Annotated in this window: 27 protein-coding genes and 1 pseudogene; 9 read left to right on the top strand and 19 right to left on the bottom strand. The window is 68.3% G+C overall.

The genetic code is table 11. From position 1 onward, the window contains the following. Positions 1–43: 43 nt before the first annotated feature. From AC0I8G_RS15660 to AC0I8G_RS15640, 5 genes and pseudogenes are all read left to right on the top strand, one after another. Positions 44–775, top strand: coding sequence for a prepilin peptidase (locus AC0I8G_RS15660; RefSeq protein WP_471730746.1), 732 nt, complete (start codon positions 44–46; stop codon positions 773–775). Positions 776–1,302: 527 nt separating this feature from the next. Continuing rightward, positions 1,303–1,539 (top strand): hypothetical protein, encoded by a 237-nt coding sequence (locus tag AC0I8G_RS15655; RefSeq protein WP_471730745.1) that lies wholly within the window; start codon positions 1,303–1,305, stop codon positions 1,537–1,539. Between the two features lie 332 nt (positions 1,540–1,871). After that, a pseudogene (locus AC0I8G_RS15650) lies at positions 1,872–2,072 on the top strand (helix-turn-helix domain-containing protein); the annotation flags it as partial. A 477-nt stretch (positions 2,073–2,549) separates the two neighbouring features. Beyond that, on the top strand, positions 2,550–3,032 hold the full coding sequence (locus tag AC0I8G_RS15645; protein ID WP_471730859.1) for a hypothetical protein: 483 nt from the start codon (positions 2,550–2,552) through the stop codon (positions 3,030–3,032). A gap of 111 nt (positions 3,033–3,143) precedes the next feature. Continuing rightward, positions 3,144–3,668 (top strand): hypothetical protein, encoded by a 525-nt coding sequence (locus tag AC0I8G_RS15640; protein ID WP_471730744.1) that lies wholly within the window; start codon positions 3,144–3,146, stop codon positions 3,666–3,668. Positions 3,669–3,686: 18 nt separating this feature from the next. Here AC0I8G_RS15640 and AC0I8G_RS15635 read toward each other — a convergent pair whose 3' ends face one another. The 5 genes from AC0I8G_RS15635 to AC0I8G_RS15615 form a co-directional block, all read right to left on the bottom strand. Next, entirely contained in the window at positions 3,687–4,667 is a 981-nt protein-coding gene (locus tag AC0I8G_RS15635) for an ABC transporter ATP-binding protein (protein WP_471730743.1), read from the bottom strand. Between the two features lie 117 nt (positions 4,668–4,784). After that, complete coding sequence (locus AC0I8G_RS15630) at positions 4,785–5,252, bottom strand: 3'-5' exonuclease (RefSeq protein WP_471730742.1); 468 nt, start codon at positions 5,250–5,252, stop codon at positions 4,785–4,787. Positions 5,253–5,422: 170 nt separating this feature from the next. Beyond that, complete coding sequence (locus tag AC0I8G_RS15625) at positions 5,423–6,058, bottom strand: hypothetical protein (protein WP_471730741.1); 636 nt, start codon at positions 6,056–6,058, stop codon at positions 5,423–5,425. A gap of 227 nt (positions 6,059–6,285) precedes the next feature. Next, a complete protein-coding gene (locus tag AC0I8G_RS15620) occupies positions 6,286–6,663 on the bottom strand; it encodes a hypothetical protein (RefSeq protein ID WP_471730740.1) in 378 nt (125 codons plus the stop codon). Further along, complete coding sequence (locus tag AC0I8G_RS15615) at positions 6,660–6,947, bottom strand: WhiB family transcriptional regulator (RefSeq protein WP_471730739.1); 288 nt, start codon at positions 6,945–6,947, stop codon at positions 6,660–6,662. The genes AC0I8G_RS15620 and AC0I8G_RS15615 overlap by 4 nt, the downstream gene beginning before the upstream one ends. Positions 6,948–7,186: 239 nt before the next feature. Here AC0I8G_RS15615 and AC0I8G_RS15610 point away from each other — a divergent pair, with 239 nt between their 5' ends. Beyond that, positions 7,187–7,444, top strand: a complete 258-nt coding sequence (locus tag AC0I8G_RS15610) for a hypothetical protein (protein WP_471730738.1) — start codon at positions 7,187–7,189, stop codon at positions 7,442–7,444. An 83-nt stretch (positions 7,445–7,527) separates the two neighbouring features. Here AC0I8G_RS15610 and AC0I8G_RS15605 read toward each other — a convergent pair whose 3' ends face one another. The 3 genes from AC0I8G_RS15605 to AC0I8G_RS15595 form a co-directional block, all read right to left on the bottom strand. Beyond that, on the bottom strand, positions 7,528–7,767 hold the full coding sequence (locus tag AC0I8G_RS15605; protein WP_471730737.1) for a hypothetical protein: 240 nt from the start codon (positions 7,765–7,767) through the stop codon (positions 7,528–7,530). A 72-nt stretch (positions 7,768–7,839) separates the two neighbouring features. Further along, entirely contained in the window at positions 7,840–8,457 is a 618-nt protein-coding gene (locus tag AC0I8G_RS15600; protein ID WP_471730736.1) for a hypothetical protein, read from the bottom strand. Positions 8,458–8,483: 26 nt separating this feature from the next. Beyond that, entirely contained in the window at positions 8,484–8,663 is a 180-nt protein-coding gene (locus AC0I8G_RS15595) for a hypothetical protein (protein WP_471730735.1), read from the bottom strand. Between the two features lie 151 nt (positions 8,664–8,814). Here AC0I8G_RS15595 and AC0I8G_RS15590 point away from each other — a divergent pair, with 151 nt between their 5' ends. Continuing rightward, a complete protein-coding gene (locus tag AC0I8G_RS15590) occupies positions 8,815–9,054 on the top strand; it encodes a hypothetical protein (RefSeq protein WP_471730734.1) in 240 nt (79 codons plus the stop codon). Positions 9,055–9,276: 222 nt separating this feature from the next. Here the strand turns inward: AC0I8G_RS15590 and AC0I8G_RS15585 are convergent, their stop codons facing one another. The 10 genes from AC0I8G_RS15585 to AC0I8G_RS15540 form a co-directional block, all read right to left on the bottom strand. Continuing rightward, entirely contained in the window at positions 9,277–9,651 is a 375-nt protein-coding gene (locus tag AC0I8G_RS15585; RefSeq protein ID WP_471730733.1) for a hypothetical protein, read from the bottom strand. Positions 9,652–9,823: 172 nt separating this feature from the next. Next, positions 9,824–10,411, bottom strand: a complete 588-nt coding sequence (locus tag AC0I8G_RS15580) for a hypothetical protein (protein WP_471730732.1) — start codon at positions 10,409–10,411, stop codon at positions 9,824–9,826. A 166-nt stretch (positions 10,412–10,577) separates the two neighbouring features. Next, the gene (locus tag AC0I8G_RS15575) at positions 10,578–10,733 is read right to left on the bottom strand and encodes a hypothetical protein (protein WP_471730731.1); all 156 of its coding nucleotides are present in this window, start codon (positions 10,731–10,733) and stop codon (positions 10,578–10,580) included. A gap of 230 nt (positions 10,734–10,963) precedes the next feature. After that, positions 10,964–11,350, bottom strand: a complete 387-nt coding sequence (locus AC0I8G_RS15570; RefSeq protein WP_471730730.1) for a hypothetical protein — start codon at positions 11,348–11,350, stop codon at positions 10,964–10,966. Positions 11,351–11,507: 157 nt separating this feature from the next. Beyond that, the gene (locus AC0I8G_RS15565; RefSeq protein ID WP_471730729.1) at positions 11,508–11,855 is read right to left on the bottom strand and encodes a DUF5983 family protein; all 348 of its coding nucleotides are present in this window, start codon (positions 11,853–11,855) and stop codon (positions 11,508–11,510) included. A gap of 143 nt (positions 11,856–11,998) precedes the next feature. After that, a complete protein-coding gene (locus AC0I8G_RS15560; protein WP_471730728.1) occupies positions 11,999–12,304 on the bottom strand; it encodes a hypothetical protein in 306 nt (101 codons plus the stop codon). Positions 12,305–12,380: 76 nt separating this feature from the next. Then, positions 12,381–12,677 (bottom strand): hypothetical protein, encoded by a 297-nt coding sequence (locus AC0I8G_RS15555; RefSeq protein WP_471730727.1) that lies wholly within the window; start codon positions 12,675–12,677, stop codon positions 12,381–12,383. Between the two features lie 98 nt (positions 12,678–12,775). Further along, positions 12,776–13,015 (bottom strand): hypothetical protein, encoded by a 240-nt coding sequence (locus AC0I8G_RS15550; RefSeq protein ID WP_471730726.1) that lies wholly within the window; start codon positions 13,013–13,015, stop codon positions 12,776–12,778. A gap of 126 nt (positions 13,016–13,141) precedes the next feature. Next, a complete protein-coding gene (locus AC0I8G_RS15545) occupies positions 13,142–13,570 on the bottom strand; it encodes an Rv3235 family protein (protein WP_471730725.1) in 429 nt (142 codons plus the stop codon). A gap of 289 nt (positions 13,571–13,859) precedes the next feature. Beyond that, positions 13,860–14,348, bottom strand: coding sequence for a hypothetical protein (locus AC0I8G_RS15540; protein ID WP_471730724.1), 489 nt, complete (start codon positions 14,346–14,348; stop codon positions 13,860–13,862). A 113-nt stretch (positions 14,349–14,461) separates the two neighbouring features. On the opposite strand from AC0I8G_RS15540, the gene AC0I8G_RS15535 reads away from it, so the two are divergent. Both AC0I8G_RS15535 and AC0I8G_RS15530 read left to right on the top strand, forming a co-directional pair. Then, complete coding sequence (locus tag AC0I8G_RS15535; RefSeq protein ID WP_471730723.1) at positions 14,462–15,019, top strand: hypothetical protein; 558 nt, start codon at positions 14,462–14,464, stop codon at positions 15,017–15,019. 4 nt (positions 15,020–15,023) lie between these two features. Then, entirely contained in the window at positions 15,024–15,518 is a 495-nt protein-coding gene (locus tag AC0I8G_RS15530) for a GIY-YIG nuclease family protein (RefSeq protein ID WP_471730722.1), read from the top strand. A gap of 455 nt (positions 15,519–15,973) precedes the next feature. Here the strand turns inward: AC0I8G_RS15530 and AC0I8G_RS15525 are convergent, their stop codons facing one another. Then, positions 15,974–16,714, bottom strand: a complete 741-nt coding sequence (locus tag AC0I8G_RS15525; RefSeq protein WP_471730721.1) for a transposase — start codon at positions 16,712–16,714, stop codon at positions 15,974–15,976. Positions 16,715–16,879 lie beyond the last annotated feature (165 nt).

Here is a 16,879-nt window from a genome sequence, read left to right as displayed (position 1 = left end):
GGCCGCGGCGAGCGGACTACTGACGCTGCTGGGCTGCCTGGCGATGGGCCAGCTCCGCCCGACGCTACTGGCGGCGGCGCTGATCGCCGCGGTCACTTCGCCGCTCTTCGTCGTCGACCTGCAGCAGCGGCGTCTGCCCATCGCCGTGGTCCGTCCGGCCACGGCGGGGGTGCTGCTGGCTCTCGGCCTCGATGCGCTGTTGATCGACGGCGGTGGCAGGCGGCTGGTGACGGCGCTCGCGGGCGCGGTGGTCGGCGTGCTGGTCTTCCACGGCCTGCGGCTGATCTCGCGCGGAGGCATGGGGCGTGGAGACGTTCGCCTGGCCGGCGTCCTGGGGCTGCTCCTGACGTGGTTCTCTCCGACTGTGGCACTGGCGGGGCTGGCACTGAGCTTCGTCCTGGCGGCCGCGGCCTTGGCACCCTTCCTGCTCACCCGTCGCCTCCAGCGGCGTACCAAGGTGCCGTTCGGTCCGTTCATGCTCATCGGCGCATGGACTGCGGTGGGGCTGCACATCATCACTTCCATGCCGACCGCCGTGTTGACCTCGCAGACGACGGCGCAGGTGACGTCGAGTGCCCTACTCGCCGCCGGCGTGATCGCGGTGCTCACCAGCTGGGTGGGCCCTGCCGCAGTGCTGCTGGCCGCATTCGCTGTAGCGGTATGGACGACGAAGGAAGTGGCAGGACGCGCTGGAGCTCCAGGCCCGGTCATCTACCTGCAACCGATGACGTCGCTCGTAGCCGGCGTCGTCGTGAGAGAGGACGGTCGCTCGTGACAGGCCTGCCGATGATCCCGAGTCCACTCCTCGAGCAGGTGCATCGACGCCATGCAGCCACAGGTGCGGCTCGCACGTCTACTCGCACTCAGGCTCGCATGATTGCTGGTGTCTTGGCTCGCACTCTGGCCGATGCGACAGCTCATACCGGCGACACGAAGGTGGGTCTGCGAAGGGGGTGTTGGGCGATCCGGTGGATGGATGCCGTCTCGACCAGACCACAGGAGGAGTGGTTGACTGATCGGGTTGCGCGCCGTCATGCCGGCCGAGCAGGCCAGCGACAAGTACCGCGTGAAATTTCCTGCGGCGTCCTGTCACATCAGGACCCAAGCAGTCACCTACCTAGGCGTGAAGACTTACAGCCCACGCCCTGCAGCCCTACCGCGCCCGACCTCGCTGCGTCGGTTCCCTGTGCGCTACCCCTCGCGAGACGACGCCTTGTCTTCCGCGATGGACATGATCGTGATTCCCGGCGTGTCGCGGCGAGTCTGCCTGATACAGCATCAGGACTGCGGTAGGACTAGCGCATGCCTGAACGCAGGAAGCCAGGAATGCCGTCACGTGGGGATCGCAAGCCGATCATCACTCGCGTGCCCACGGACCAGGCCGCTCACTACGAGCAGTGCGCATTGGCTCTGGGGCTACCGCTCTCGGACTACGTCGCGCTCTGTCTCGCCGAGCTGCACGGCAAGCCCGTGCCCTCCTACATCAAGGTGCGCAAGCCCGATGGGTCTCACCAGGAGGAGCTGCGCATCAGCGCCTGATCCCTCGCGGACCGCATCACCGGTCTCCGCAGACAAGTCCATAAACAGACGACGGCGGCCTCGCCGGTCGGGAGTTGCCCGCTCCCGTACTGACCGACTCCGCCGCCGTCTCGCTCCAACCAACTCTCACGAAGCCTGGAGCTAGTCATGAGCGTAAACGCTCGAGTGCGTCTTTGTGCACCCCAAGACGCTGAACACGCCCAAAGTGTTATGGGATGGGTCACCCCAGGTGCACCCTCTGTAACACCCGCCGCTAGGGCAGCCGTGATGAGTGGCACCGCTGCCGACCACGTCGCGTGCCGTCCTTGCGACAGCACCAAGGGAGCTCTCTGATGGCCCCGCCGGGCGCCTACGCAGCGCCGAACTGGGCGAACTCACAGCGCGTGGGCGACGTGGGGACGAAGGCCACGTTGATGCTGCTGGCTGCATACGCGGACGAGCACTTCTCCTGCTACCCCGGTCAAGAGCGGATCGCGGACGAGACCGAGCAGTCGATCCGGACCGTCAGACGCCAGCTGGATCTCCTTGAAGAGCTGGGGCTCATCGCACGCGAGGCGCGCTACGTCTTCTCGGAGTCGTCGGGCAAACGGGTGCGTACGAGCGACCGCTTCCTTCTTCGCTTGGATGTGACCGTCGCGAAAGCTGACGTCCAGGCAGCTCAGAGCCGGATCGCCGCGGGGCATGGGACTCGGAAGGCTGGCCGCTCACAGGCCAACACGCCCTCGGAAGACCTACCGGCCAACCTGACCGGTAGGTCGGTCAACGACCTACCGGCAGATTTGGCCGGTAGGTCCGATCACGACCTACCGGTCAACCTGACCGGTAGGTCCGATCACGACCTACCGGTCAACCTGACCGGTAGGTCCGAGCCGGGACCTACCGGTCAAATGAGCCCTACCTACCGGCCAAAATCAACGAGTACACCGGTCACTAGTGACCGGGTAACTCCTAGTGGAACTCCCAGAAGAACTCCTAGAACCACGTGGACGTCACGTGACGTGGCAGCGTCTGTGGATAACTCGACGATCGATCCCGCCCCTGCTCGGGGCTTGGTCGAGGTCAACGCGGGTGAAGCCATCGCTGACGTCGACGGCGATGAGGTAGAGCGCGCTTTGGTGCTGCTGCCGGACCGTCTGCACCCCACCGCTGGTGACGTCCCCCGTCTGCGAAACCTGATCGAGCAGCGCATGCGCCGTGGCTGGACGCGGGAAGCCATCCTCGAGGCCGTGGACCGTCGACTGCGTCCTGGCCCTCTTGACAATCCCTGCGGCTTGTTCGCCAGAACGCTGGTCCCGCTGGACGAAGCGCCCCCGGGACGTCAACCGCTTGTGCTTGCTCCTGTTGCCAAGGCCGAAGATCCCTGGTGCGGGGAATGCGACAAGCTCACCCGCCGCGTCCTCGATGACGCGGGCTACCCCGACCCCACGCAGCCCAAGTGCGCTGACTGCACTCAGCTGGCCTTCGTCCACCACATGGAGCGAGGTGCCTCGTGACCCTCGACACCAGCCGTCGCGTAGCCGGCGACTCCAGGCAGCCTCGACACCACAGGGGGATGTCCTCGAGGTTGGCATGCTGGAGTCGACCGAATCGTGGGAGGTGACCTCGTGCCCTGGGTGATTACAAGCGCGACAGCCGACGGACGCAGCCGGCCCGCGGTGCTCGCGGCGGCTGCGGCGCGCGGGCTGCTCGGCGGCTTGGCCGGAGCGATGGCGATGACCGCCAGCCAGCGTGTCGAGCGCACGGTTACCGGCCGTGACACGTCCCACGTGCCGGGCCGCACGCTGCTGCTGCTGGCCGGGCGTTCCCCCTCTGACGCAGACCGGCCCGTCGCGGCGACGCTGGCGATGGTCGTGGCCACCAGCGCGGCGCTGGGCGCCCTGCGGGGGGTCTGGCGGGCCAGCGGGCTGCTGCGGATTCGCGCCGACGTCGCCCAGACGCTAACCCGGATCATCGTCGACCAGACTCTGGAGAACGCCGCCGGCGCCGGAGCCCCGCCACGCACCTGGCGCAGCGGGGAGGGGGTCGTCGAGGTCTTGCATGCCGCGGTCGCCGCAGTGGCCACCGGAGTGGTCGTGGAACGGCTCGTCGACCCGGTGCTGGAGTCGCGGCGCGGCACCACCAGCCATTGAGCCGGCGATCCCTGCTGCCTACTGTCCGACGCCAGTAGGCAGCAGGGCGGCTTTCCGTCTAGGTACCGGAGTAGATCGGTACTGCACGGCCGAACTGGTGAGCTGCATGAACGCTTCCTCAAGCGATGCGCGCACCGGACTCAGCTGGTGCAGGCGGAGTTTCGCTGCCGCCGCGGCCTCTCCGACGAGTTCCACTGGCAACCCCTGCACGTGGAAACTCCCGTCGGTTCCGCGAATGATGCTCACCTGTTCTTCTTGAGCTGACGCTTCGCCAGCCAGTTCGTGCAGCACATCAGCGAGGTGTTCCACATCGGGGGAGTAGACCGTCAGCCCTGTGGTTTCGACGCGAGCGAGAAACACCTTCAGTGGTTCATCGGCAAGTACACGTCCACGGCCGATGACGATCAGGTGGTCCGCGGTCTGGGTCATCTCGCTGAGCAGGTGGGAGGAGATGAAGACAGTGCGCCCTTGGGTGGCCAGGGTGCGCACGAGCTGCCGCATCCAGTGCACGCCCTCGGGGTCCAGGCCGTTGAGGGGCTCATCGAGCATCACCGTCGACGGGTTGCCCAGAAGTGCGGTGGCCAGGCCCACACGCTGGCCCATCCCCAGAGACAGACCGCGGATGCGGGTGTCGGCAGAGTCAGCCAGGCCTACCAGCTGCAGCACGTCGTCGACTTGGCGCGGCGAGATGCCGGACGTGGCGGCCAGCGCCTGCAGGTGCCGGCGCACGCTACGTCCGGGGTGCACGGCCTTCGCTTCCAGGAGCACTCCCAGCGCCGACATCGGCGAGGTGTGCTCGGTGAAGGGCCGCCCGTCCACCAGCGCCCGTCCCGACGTCGGTCGCTCTAGACCCGCGAGGGCGCGCATGGTCGTCGTCTTCCCGGCCCCGTTGGGCCCCAGGAAGCCGGTCACCTGGCCCGGGCGGGCGACGAACGAGACCCCGTCGACGGCCACCTTGCCGCCGCGGTAGGTCTTGCGCAGGTCCTGCACCTCGAGCACGTTGCGGTCCCCTTCTCGTTGCGAGTCTGCGCCGTCACCCTGTGCTGTTCGCAGCGAACGGACAAGCCGCGTCCGCGAGCGTCGGGCTCCCCGTCGCGCTGGTGAGTTGGTGCGGGCTCAGCCGGCGGCGATCTCTTGCAGGACCTCGGCCAGAGAACGGCAGTCGCCGACCGCGCGGTGCCGTGCCCTGGGTAGGCGTGAGGCGCGAAGGTGCCGGCCGCGGCTGTCCACGTGGCCCTGGAAGCGGGTGTAGCAGTGCATGCCGCAGCCCCACCGCGTGAAAGCCAGTAGGTCGAAGCCGATGCGTTCGCCTTCTCGGCGCAGCAGGCCACGATCGAAGCGGGCGTTGTAGGCGATGACGTGACGTCCGGTGAGCACCGTGTGCAGCTGCGGGACCAACGCGAGCAGGTCAGGTGCGTCCTGCAGTTCCTCGTCGCTGATGCCGTGTACGGCGCGAGCGCCGGGAGCCACCGGCGTGGTGGGGCGTACCAACGAGTTGAACAGCGGGGCGCCCCGGGCGTCGGTGATCGCGATCTCCACCAGCTGGCCGTCGAAGTCGGTGGACTCGGTGTCCAGCAGGACCACGGATTCATCGGCCAGCCATCGTTGCGCCTGACGGACGGCCTGACGTCGGTGGGTGGCCGGCGCCAGGCCGCCCAATGGGACGCGTGCTGGGTGTGCGGTGCGGGTGGGACGCAGGACGGTGCTGGTGGTGGTGCACCGTCCTGCCCCTGCCCCTGTCCCCGTTGGTGAGGTCACGACTCCTCCTTGGGGGCGTACAGCGGCTTGTTGCCGTAACGGGGACGGTGGCTGCGGAAGTCGGGGTTGATCAGCTGCCACACCCGCTGCTCGGAGATGCCGGCGGCCTGGGCAAGCATCGGCTGGGTGATGCCGTGGGGGTTGAGCCCCGAGACGCTGTAAAGCGAGCGCACGAGCTCGTCGCGGACCCCGCGGATCGCCGCAGCCCACTCCTCGGCCTGCACGTGGGCGTACGCCAGCTGCGGCAGCTTCTCCACGGCGTCGGGGACTTCGGCGATGCCGAGCTCATGGGCTCGCTCGGCGACCTCTGCGGGGGAGGCGGTGCGCAGGAAAGGGCTGGTCTGACTCTTCAGCGCGCGCCGGCGCAGCTCCAGCCAGCTCTGGGCGTTGGAAGCCAGGACCTTGTGCAGCCCAGGGGCGCCGGCGTAGAAGGACGCCGACAAGGCCGCGTCGTAGGCGGCCTGGCGGGCGGTCTTGGCCTGCGCGATGGCCTGGGTCGCGGCCTGCCCAACCTGCTCCAGGCGCGCCAGGCCCTCGAGGCCGGCGATGTCCTGCAGGAAGGTCTGCAGGCGCTGGTGTGCCTGCTCGCGCAGCTGCTCGCGGTCGGTGGGGGGAAGGGCGGAAGCGGGCATGAGGAAGCTCCGGGGCACGGTGGGAGGCGGTCGCTCGAGGAGGGTGAACATGTTGGTCTTCCGCTCTGGTTGAAGGTTTGCGTGTCGTTGTCGCTGTGCACGATGCGCGCCGAAAACCTAGCACACTAGGAGTTTGTGCTGGTCGGAGCGCGACGCCGATTCACGGGGCCGGTTGACCTCAGTTGGCCCCCGGGCGGTGATGGCGGGGGTGGATGCTCGAGTGCTGTTCAGATCTCGTTGCGGCGGGAGAAGGTGGCGCAGGCGACGAGCTCGCCAGGCTCGCTGCTGGAGGTGAAGCGGATGTCGTAGAAGCAGCCGCTCAGCTCATCCAACGCCGTCAGGGGAGGGGCCTTGCAGGCCCTGGTGACCAGGGAGGTCATGTCCTGGGCGTTGACCTGCAGCTTCACGAACGGGGTGCTTGAGGCCGGCGCCTCACCCACCGGGCACAGGTAGGCCAGGAAGAGCGAGCCCGGCTCCCGGTCTGACGTCGGGGGCTCACTGAGGCCCCCGGACACCCCGTTGGTGGACGTTGAGGCGCGCCGAGGTCCTGCGGGGCCGGGCGGGGTGTCGCGCTCGCGGCGGCCGCGGCGGGTGAAGAAGCTCATCGCGTCTGCTCCCGTCGGCTCCTCTTTAGGCGCCGGCGCTCGCGTTCGGACAGTCCACCCCAGATGCCGAACCGCTCGTCGTGGGCCAGGGCGTACTCCAGGCACTGCTTCCGCACGTCGCAGGACTGACACACCGCCCGCGCCGGCTTCGTCGATCCGCCCTTGTCGGGGAAGAAGGCCTCGGGGTCGGTCTGGGCGCACAGACCTGCCTCGCGCCAGGATGAAGTGTTGGGTTGAGCTTCGGGCGTGAGTTCCTCGAAGCGATGGAGTGTGTCGAGGGTCATGGTGGTTTCCTCCTGCTGGTTGGGTGGTCGGTTCCGGTCGCTGTCGGTTCCGAGCAACTAGAACCATAGCATACTAGGTATAAATCGTCGCGAAGGCCTCCGGGATTCTTGTTCCAACCAGGTAGGTGTCGATGACCACGCCGCTGTGACAGGTGGAAACCCGGATCCGTGTGCTGCTTTGTCACGTTGCGAGCGATCCTCAACGCGTTGTCCACAGGCGGGCCGTGGCGTCACCTGAGGTGAAGGCCAACCGCGATGATCTGCTCGTGCAGAAGCTGGCCGTCGAACAGTGGTGGACTCAGGCTGATCCCGTCACCCGGACCCGCGCTCTACGCCTCAAAGCAGCGGACCTGTTGCCTGAAGACATGCAGGTCGACCTGGCGATGGCTGGTGTCACGGTGAGCGCCGTGGGCTGCGGGTGGGACCAGCGGCCCACGGGGTACTGGGTGCCTCAGGTCCTGTGGGACTTTCTACGCGGCCGGGCCGCGGCTGGCTGAGCCCACACCGCGGCCCAGGTGCTCCCGGGTGAGTCTGTGACCAGCTCAGCTTTCCCACTGCAGCTGGTCCTACCTCGCTCTCTTCACTCTCTCCGTTCGTGTAGTCCGGGAATTGGACTGGGCTGCTCCAGCAGCCGCAGTGCACGCACGGCGGCAAGGCGTGTGAGTTCGTCCAGCAGAAGCGCCGCTTGGTCAGAGACGAGCATGGTGTCGCTCAGGGCGGAAGGGATTCCTCCCTCCCCGAGGTAGTCGAGAGCGCGTTCGACGGCCGCGCCGAGGGCGACTTGAGTTGTTTTGTCAGTGGGGTTCATCTGGGTACTCACGGCGGGTACTCCTCGGTTCTGGCGGACTGCGGCGTTGGGCCTGTTGTCGCTGCTGTGGGTTCTGGTGTCCGTTCAGTCCTGGCTGGGCGACTTCGCGGCGCTGCGTACTGCGGCTACGCCGTCGTCGTAGTCGTCGATGTGAGCCCCCGCGGCGGGGTCGTAGCCGCCGCCGACGTGGTCGGGGTCGTAGGCCATGAAGACCACGTCGGGGCGCCCGCCGTTGTAGGCGGAGTAGGTCTCGTAGTTCCACCCGTCGGGGGCGTACTCGTCGTTCCATCGCAGCCTCGCGGCGGGGACGAATCCGGCGGCGGAGTAGACGCGCGGCAGGACGGTGTCGAAGCAGTCCAGGCGCCGGCCCCCGGCGGCGACGGCGGTGGCCAGCATGGACTCCCCACATCCGCGGTGCGTCCCGTCGGCGCGGGAGAACACCGAGACGATCTCGTCGTCCTTCAGAGCGACACCGGAGCGGCCGTCGTCGGTGACCAGCAGGCGCATCTGGGCGTACTCAGGCTCGGAGTAGACGTAGACCGACGCCGCGTAGGGGGTGCTCGAGGCCAGCGCCGCGATCGAGTCGCGGTAGGCGCCGGCGTCGGCGGGGGCGAGTTCGTGCAGATCCGGGGTGGACTTGCCCTGCGCGCGCAGCCTGGCGGCGAGGTCCTCGGGTGGCTGGTGTACCGCGATCGGCTGCACCGACCGCCCGTCGATTAGAAGCGGACTCAGAAGCCGAGCAGGAGAGCTTCCTCGATCGCCCCGTCCGGCCACTGAGCTTCGATCGTCTCCCGCTGCGCCTGGGGCATCTCCAGGCTCCAGCCCTGCCGCCGCAGGAAGGCTTCGCGCTCCTGAGGACTCAGGCGACTGGCCGTGGGACCGTGCTGCGAGCTCGTGGGTTCGCTCATGATTTGTCTCCCGCTCTCTGGTGTTGATCGTGCTGCTGGGTACGTCGGTGCTGGCCGTCGGGGTGCCGGTGGTCAAGGTGCTGGTGGTCAGGGTGGAGGAAGACGCCGGCTGGGTCACGTCCGCGGCAGCCGCTCGAGCCGCGTCGCGACGGTGGCGGCCTTCGGCCAGGCGTCGCCGCAGGTCTTCCTGCTCCTGTGCTGCTCCCTCGACTTCGCCGCGTTCCACCTGCTGCTGCAGGTCCCGCTGCCCGGCGGGGGTGGAGTCGAAGTCGCGTTGAGCCTCCCGATGGCGCTGGAGTGCCTGCTGGCGGGCTGGACCGTCGATGCCGGCCTCCTCCAGCTCCTGCAGGCGAGCGCCGGCAGCCTCCAGGCGGTGGCGCCCATGGGCTGAGCAGCGCGGCCCAGGTTTCTTCATACACATCGTCTTCGCCCTTCCTCGGTCTCGGTTCACCTCGGTAGGTGCTTCCGAGCCCTCGGGTGTGACAGGGAGAAGGCCGCAGCCCACCACCACGTCGCCTGGCCGGCTCGTTCGAGCCTTGAGCGCCGAGGTGGTGAGGGAGGTGTGGTCGATGGCGGGGGAGCGCCAGGGCTGGTGGGCAGGTGCGTGCTGTGGTCAGAGGTTGATGACGAGGCCATCGGATTCGCCGGCGCCGTCGTACTTCGCCTTCGTAGCGAGCGGTTCGTCCAGGGCCTCGCCCAGGTCCACCGACCCCAGGGCTGTGCCGTCGGAGAACTGCACGTAGCCGTTGCGGTCGTAGAAGTGGCCGTTGTCCCACTCCGTCGTCCAGAAGGTCACTCGCGTCGCGCTGGTTCCGGGGTGGGCGAGCAGGTGCTCCTGAATCGGCGCCGAGGCGGCCACGGCACTACGGACGAGCTGCGGCAGTGCAGCGCCCAGTCGGCGGGCCTGCTCGGCGTAGACGGCGCGGTCCAGGGCGTCGAGGTCGGCGTTGTCCAGGCCGGCGAGGGTGTCGTTGAGAGGGCTGGTCACGGTGAGCTCCTGCTGGGGCTTGTGGTGTGGGGTGCTGTCGTGGGGTGGCGTCACCTGAGGCCGGGTGCCGTCCGCCTTCTTGCGGGCGGCACCCGGCAGGGTCAGGCCGGCAGGGTCAGGCCGGCACGCCGCTGGTGTCTCGCACCCGACGGGCCAGGTCGATCAGCTCGTGCTAGCGCGCGGACAGCTCGGCGCCGTCGGCGCAGTCGGCCAAAGTGCGGATGATGCCCTCGACGTCGCGGGGCGTCAGGCCGAAGGACATGGCCTGCTCGGCGGCCATGGCTTCCAGGCGTGCGGCCTGAGCGGCGTACCGGGCCGAGGGCAGTTCCCCGCGTCGCATGGACTCGTTCTCGGCTTCGAGCGTCACGTACCGGGCGGCCACCTCGCGCAGGCGGGCGGCTTCGGTGGCGGGCTCATCCGTCGTGATGGTGCCGCCGTGCGGGGCGTACCGCTCGTCCCACAGGTTGTAGCTGTAGGTGGACCAGGTGACTGTCGTGTGCTCGGCCAGGTCGGGGCGGTATTCCGCCGAGGAGGCGGTGAAGACACGGTTGACGCGGTAGGTCTCGGTCAAGACGGCGTTGATGCGGGCGCGGACGTAGTAGGCGCGGGGGGATTCGGCGGGAACGGGGTGGCCGTCGATGTTGACGACCTCGACGTCGTAGGTGCCGGGCAGGATCGTGTACTTGTCCCACCAGGACGCGGTGGCGAGGGTGTGGTCCACGTACTCCGTCGCGGTGGGGATGGTCAGCGTGAGCGTCATCGGGATCCTCCAGGTCGGGGTTCTGGGTGTCGTCCTTCGATGCCAAAACCATAGCACACTAGGTAACGGGTGGTAGGTCAGTTCGGCCCTTGTTCCTGGTCGGCGTGCACCGGTTCAGCCAGGGCCCGGCGTCGAAGACAACGCCGGCGCTTCCGGGGGCTCGCGTTCAGGTCACCGGTTCGATGGCGGCGACGTTGTAGGAGGTGGTGCGAGAGCTGATTTCCTCGCCCGCCAGGTGCTGGTCGTCGGCTTCATCCGCCGAGTCGGCCTCCACCTCGAAGACGATGACCTCCGATCGCTCGACGACGACTCGGTACTTCATGGGGAAAGTCCTTCGCTGGAGGTGATGGGCGCCGTGGGTGGCGATCCACGGCGCTCGCGGTCGACGTCGTGCGGTCGACGTCGTGCGGCGTTCGGCGACAGTGGGTCGGGCGGCGGGGGGGGAGTCGCGTCCGACCCGTTCGACCCTCTGTCACCTGTCGGTGGCGCGGGACTCGAAGCAGGTGCACCGGGAGCGGCCTTGTCGCTCCCGGTGCGGCTGGCTGGGGGCGGTTACAGCTCCCCGGCCAGCTGCGGCCGGTACTGGTAGGCCCCGCAGGCGGCGAGGCTCTCGAAGTCCTCACCGACGGCGTCGGCCAGGTGGTGCAGGCTCGCCAGGAGATCGGTCAGGGCCGTCCCGAGGTCGACGTCGGCTCCGGTCTGCTCCCAAAAGGCCCGCAGCGCCACCGCTGCCGCTCCGGCGCGCCGGGTGTTGTCGTGGGCGACGTCCTCGGCGCTCGTGCCGTTACGGAAGCGGCCGTCGCCGTCGGCGAGGGTGAGCGCGGCGGTGAGTTCCGTCAGGTTCGCGTCGACGGTGAGAGGCAGGCTGGCGGGGGCGATGACGTCGGGCGTGACCCCAGGGGTGACGTGGGCAGCGGGAGTGGAAGTGGTGGTGGACATGGCCGGTACCTCCGGTGCTGGTCGGTTTCGTGGTGTCGACGGGGTCGCTGTCCCGCCAACAGATAAACCATAGCACACTAGATAAGGATGTGGAAGTGATCGGAGTCGACGGCAGGTTGTGACGTGGCAGCGGTACCCGTGTGCCAGGACGGGTAGGTCACCGGGGCGAAGACGTCCCCGCAGAGTCGGCCCGGCTCACCGCAGCCGGAGCGCTCCAGTCGTAGGCCGGTAGAGTCGGCACGGTCTCCCCATCGGCGTCGAAGTTGATCCAGTGGACGTCCTCACCTAGGGATCGGGCGTAACGGCTCCCAGTGAGCAGGTTGGGGAAGCCCGCGGTCTGCATCGCCTCGTCGTGTCCCTCGACGTCGTCGTGCTGCACGTTCACGAAGAGCCCGTACTCGTGAGCGATGACGCGCGGGCCGTCGAGCTGGAAGGCGGACTCTGCGGTGTCGACTTCGCGCTGGGTGAGGTGGCAGGTGGACATGTCCAGGTACTTCGCGATCACGGGGGTGACTCCTCGGCGAGGGCTGGGCAGGTGGCGTGAGTGCTGGCGCACCCGTGGGAGCCCCAGGGCGCGGTGGGTCGAGGCGGGGGAGGGGGCGCCGCGTCGGGGCCGGCGCCCACCCCCGGCGCCCTGGGTGGGGAGGCTTAGGACGCGCCCATCTCGGGGTACAGGCGGCGCACCTGGGACTCGGCCCACGTGCGCCGGTCCTCGGCGTCGTCGGCCTCATCGAGGGCATAGGCCCAGTGCTCGATGCCACGGGTCCGAACTCCCGCGCGCACCGCGAGTTCGGCGCCGGCGCGGCTGATCTGGGCCTCAGGGCGCTCGCCGTAGTCGGTGGCCTCGTCGTAGGACTCAGCGGCCAGGATGTTGACCAGGTCCAGACGGTCCAGGGCTACCCGCACCTGAACCGTGACCATGTGACGTCCGTTGCGGCGCAGGGTGGGCTGCATGCTTCCTCGTCTGGTCGGGGGCTGGTCCGCCAGCTGCTGGCGGTGCAGCGGATGGTCGAGAGCGTCGAGGCTGGGCTCAGCCGACCACCTCTCGCACGGGCACGTAGACGGCCAGGCCCCCGACGTGCAGGCTGGCGAAGGTGCCCTGTGCCATGGGCACCAGGCCGTCGTAGCCCTGGGGGTACTGGGCCTTCAGCGCGAACGCCTCAGCCTCGGTGTAGCCGGGGAAGAGCACCCCGCCTGCCTTCTCGACCTTGCGGGCCTCTGCCGCGGTGACGGCCTGCGACTCGAGGCCGGCCTCGAAGGTGGTGTCGCCCTTGACGCCGTAGGCGCTGTGCTGGACGACGGTGTACTGGTCCTTGGCGGTGCTCATGTGCTGCTGTCCTCTCGGGTGGTTGCGCGGGTGTTCGTTCTGCTGCCGCTGGCGGTTGGCGCTGGTCCGAGCAGCTCGCGGCCTGCGGGCGGGCCGTGTCAGAGCCGGGTGAGCGAGCTGGTCGGGATGATCGTGACGTCGTCGTCGGCGCGGATGACGCGGGTGTGCGGGGTGAGGTTGGGGGTTCGCCGGGTGCAGCGCTGGGTGTGCTGGTGCCGCGAGAGGTAGGTGCTGTCGCTGGCGCAGCCGACGTACTCGACCCGGTCGGGGACGGTGAAGTTCTGGTTGGTGGCGATGGTGACCGTCTCGCCGGTGGTGGTCCAGGTGGCCTGTTCCATCGGGTGCCTCCGTGTCGCGGTGTCTTCCACTTGTGGCTAAACCATAGCACACTATGTCCGAGAAAGGTGTCCGGATCCCGTGACGTCGCAACCCCAAAGCCGCAGCGCACCGGAGACGGCGTCGGGCTACAGCTCCAGAGCCGTGACACGAGTTCGGCGTCGACCGCGGTGATCGCAGTCGACGACCACCCGCAGCGCCGTTACCGTGAACCGCGCTCCCGTCCGCAGGGTGACGGCCGCCTCGTAGACACCGGCCCCGACGTGGTGCAGGTGCACGCTCTTGACGACCGGCGTCACCAGTCCCGCCATCGGCTGAGCAACCCCAGGAGCGCACAGCCGGCGCTCGCGGACGGCCAGGAGCTGCTGACGTCGCGAAACCGTCTGGTAGACCTCCGGACTGCACCAGCGCAGGAGCTGCTGGCGGGGGCGGCGGCTGGCGAAGACCCCCAGGTAGACGATCATCCATCGCCGCACCCAGTGCTCGACCTCGTCCATCTCCCGAGACGCCAGGACGGCCTCCGGCGGCCGAGCAGGCGCTACGTCCAGCGAGAGCACGAGCTGCCCCTCGCACTGGGAAGCCTCGTCGAGCGGAGACCTCTCCTCGCGAGGTGCTCTGCGGTGGGTGTCACTAAAGACGACCTGTCGGTTCTCGTCCCGCTGCTTGTCCTGCCGCCTGACGTACGGGCGAGCTGTGCTCTGGATCGTGTCCACGAGCTACTCCCTGGATCGGTTCCGAGGCCGGCTGTCTGGGACGCGGCCAACGGTCGCGAAGCGGGCCGGAAAGCCACGCAGAGCCGTGAGGCCGGAGGCACGCGCCTCCTGGCCCCACGAGAGAGCGAGAAGGTCAGACCGCGGCGTACGCGTCGCGCCGCTGGAAGGACCAGGTAGCGGCCTCGTCGTAGCCGGGGAGCCGGTTGATGGCGGCCCGCTCGATGGCAGCAACCCAGGTCGCCGCTCGGCTCGAGGCCCACCCCGGGTGCTCACAGCTCTGATAGACGTAGCCGCGCGCGGCCTTCAGGATGGCGACGGTGACGTCAGCGCCCAGGTCGGCGAGCTCGGCGGGCCGCACCGGCTGCCAGCGGTAGGAGAAGACGAGCGCCGCGTACTCGGCGCGTTCGGAGTCCTCCATCGAGGAGTAGCGGTGCTGGACGCTGAGCACGTTCTCGGCCAGCAACTCCTGGCCCAGTGCGTCAGCGCTGACGACGCGGGAATCGAGGCACACAGTGTCGATGGGGTTCGTCCCCGGCGCGTGGTGGTAGGCGATGACCTGCCACTGACGAGCGAAGGTCACCAGCAGGTCGATGTGGTCGTTCGACTGCACGTAGGCACTCACGGTCGTGCTCCTCTATCGGTACCGGTTGTGTGTGCTGGCCGGGTCGCTGTCCGTCCAACACGCAAACCATAGCACACTAGATATTAGGCGGGGAAGGTAGTAGTTTTTCTGTCATGAACTCCTCGGGTGACTACCTCGCCAGCCACTCACAAGAACTGTGGGAGCAGAACGCGAACGACTGGCTCGGGTTCGAGCACTTCCCGCACCCGGTCATCGGATGCGAGCCGCCACTCAGCGCCGATGAAGTGAGCCGGCGACTGGCGACGGCGGGCCGGGATGTGGCGTGGGAGGCGCAGTACCTCGTGGCGCTGCCCGCTGACCAGCAGGAGGGAGAAGCTGCGCAGGCGTGCCGTGCTCGATTGGAAGAGTTGCAGGCCGAGGTGGCGATGTTGAGTGAGCTACGGGAGGAGATGGTCGCGGTGGGCGCTCCGCGATTCACCCGTCACAACGTCGCGGTGGGGGATGAGGTGCTGGTGGACGGTGTCTGGTGGGAGGTCGCCCGTGTGAACCAGAAGTCGCTTCGGGTGTGCCCGCTCGATGCTCGGCCGTGGCGATGGGTGCGGGGGATCGCGGTTGGCTCAGAGCTGGTGAGTCTGGGCCGCGTGCAGGCGCGTCGTCGCGCCGGCCACGATGCAGGTTCTCCCTCCCATCCCCGCGTCGTGGGAGAGTGAGAGCGTGGTTGCCCAGGTTCTGTACCGCACGTTCGACGTCGCTCACCGCCTGCTATACGTGGGGATCACAGAGGACACCGGACGGCGATTCGGTCAGCACGCTCGGCGGTCACCGTGGTGGGGAGAAGTTCGCGCTATCACCCTCGAGGAACATCCCGACGAGTTGGCGGCCCTCGCGGCGGAGCGGCATGCGATCCGCACGGAGCACCCGGTTCACAACCGTCGCGGGAAGGTCGCGGCGGCGATCTCGCATCCCGTGGAGCCGGTCCCGACGGATCCGGCGCGGCTGCGCTCCGAGGTGGTCGCTCTGCGTCGTCTCGTTGATGACGCCGATGCGATCCTCGCCGACCAGCTCGACCACCTGGACGGACTCCGGGCAGCGTTCGATGAGGTCGAGAGTGTCATCAGCGACAGGAGCAAGGAGGTTGCCACGCGAGATATGCGGATGTCGCTGACCCGCCTCCGCGACGTCGTCGACACGATGGTGGGGCCATGCTGAGGTGCACGGGCCGTTGGCTGATACCCGTGCCCCAGAACGGCTGTTCTCTCGTTGCCTGCCCGCGCGGTCGTCGGGGCGCAGTTTCTTGGGTTCTGCATCGGTGCGGTACGCGCTTCGACTTGGGGCCGCCAGGCCTCGTCGGTACCTGCGCTGTGGTGAACGCGCAGCGCGACGATAGTGCTCCTTGTAACTAAAAACCTACCAACCCAGCGGGGTTCGATCCGCGCCAGCGGAGCCAGATACGCTGTGCTGCAATTACTTACGAACCTAGGCCGCGCCAGCGGCCCGGTGGTGCACTGCTCGCGCGCCAGCGCGAGGGCACGAGGCGGCGCGCCAGTGCTGGGGGGGCGTCTCGTCGTTGTCAAGGACTAGTTCACCGGCCACCGTCATGTCCCGGCGGCCGATCGTCCTTCAGCTTCACCCGACTGCTGCGACAGTCGGGCCGCGGTGTCCTTTCACCACCGCAGGGTTCGTGAACGCCTCGTAACGCTCAATGTCGGTGACCCAGAGCTGGGTTGGGGCCGTCGCGGTGAAAGCTTCGCTTGACCAGGTCGCTGCTGGTGGGGACCTGCTTGATGCGGTAGCCACGGCGACGCTTGGGCAGTCCGCTCAAACCGCTGCTCCGCATTCCCCCACCTCGTGGGAGGTGCCCCCAGCAGGCCGACGGTGTTGTGTCCGACGATCACGCCATGGTTGTGCAGCAGTTCGGCATGCACCCGAGGACGCCCGTACGTCCCGCGCGAGGCCTGGTGGACCGTCCCGATCAGAGTACTCAGCCAGGCGTGGCGGATGCTGCGCGCTGACGGTGCCCATGAGGCCCACTCGTAGTAGCCCGAGCGGGAGACACCCAGCGCGTGGCAGGACCGCCCGATGCGGACACCGTCACCGTGCAGCTCCGCGACCAGGCGGAAGCGCACTTTTGGAGGCACCACCTCCTCCACCGCGGCAGCGGCCTTGCGGAGGATCTTGACCTCTTCCTCCAGGTCGCGGATGCGCTTCTCCGCTTTGGCCAGCTCAGCGCTCTCACGGCCGCTGGCGCCATCGACCTGACCGCGATCGATGAGGCCTTGCTTGCGCCAGCGGTACAGGCAGGATCCGGCGACGCCGAGCGAGGCGGCGATATCGCTCACGGTGCGGCCGGCAGCGAGCAGCGCCAGTGCTTGGTGTCGGAAAGTCGGCGGGTACGACCTGGGCATGGGTGATCCTCTCGGGTGTCCGAGCGGTCACCGTCTCTCGACACGCGAGTCCGGAGAAGCGGGTCATGATCAAGCTGTCCGGGAAACCGGGTCAAGCTCCCTGGGCATCCGGGCCGTGGAAGGGGTGGCAGGTGCTTTTTGGTACCACCCCGATGACCTCGAAAG

The organism is Kineococcus sp. AC630, assembly GCF_979255925.1.
Note: the sequence above shows the minus strand (reverse complement) of the source record. Positions and strands in the feature narration are given on the sequence as shown.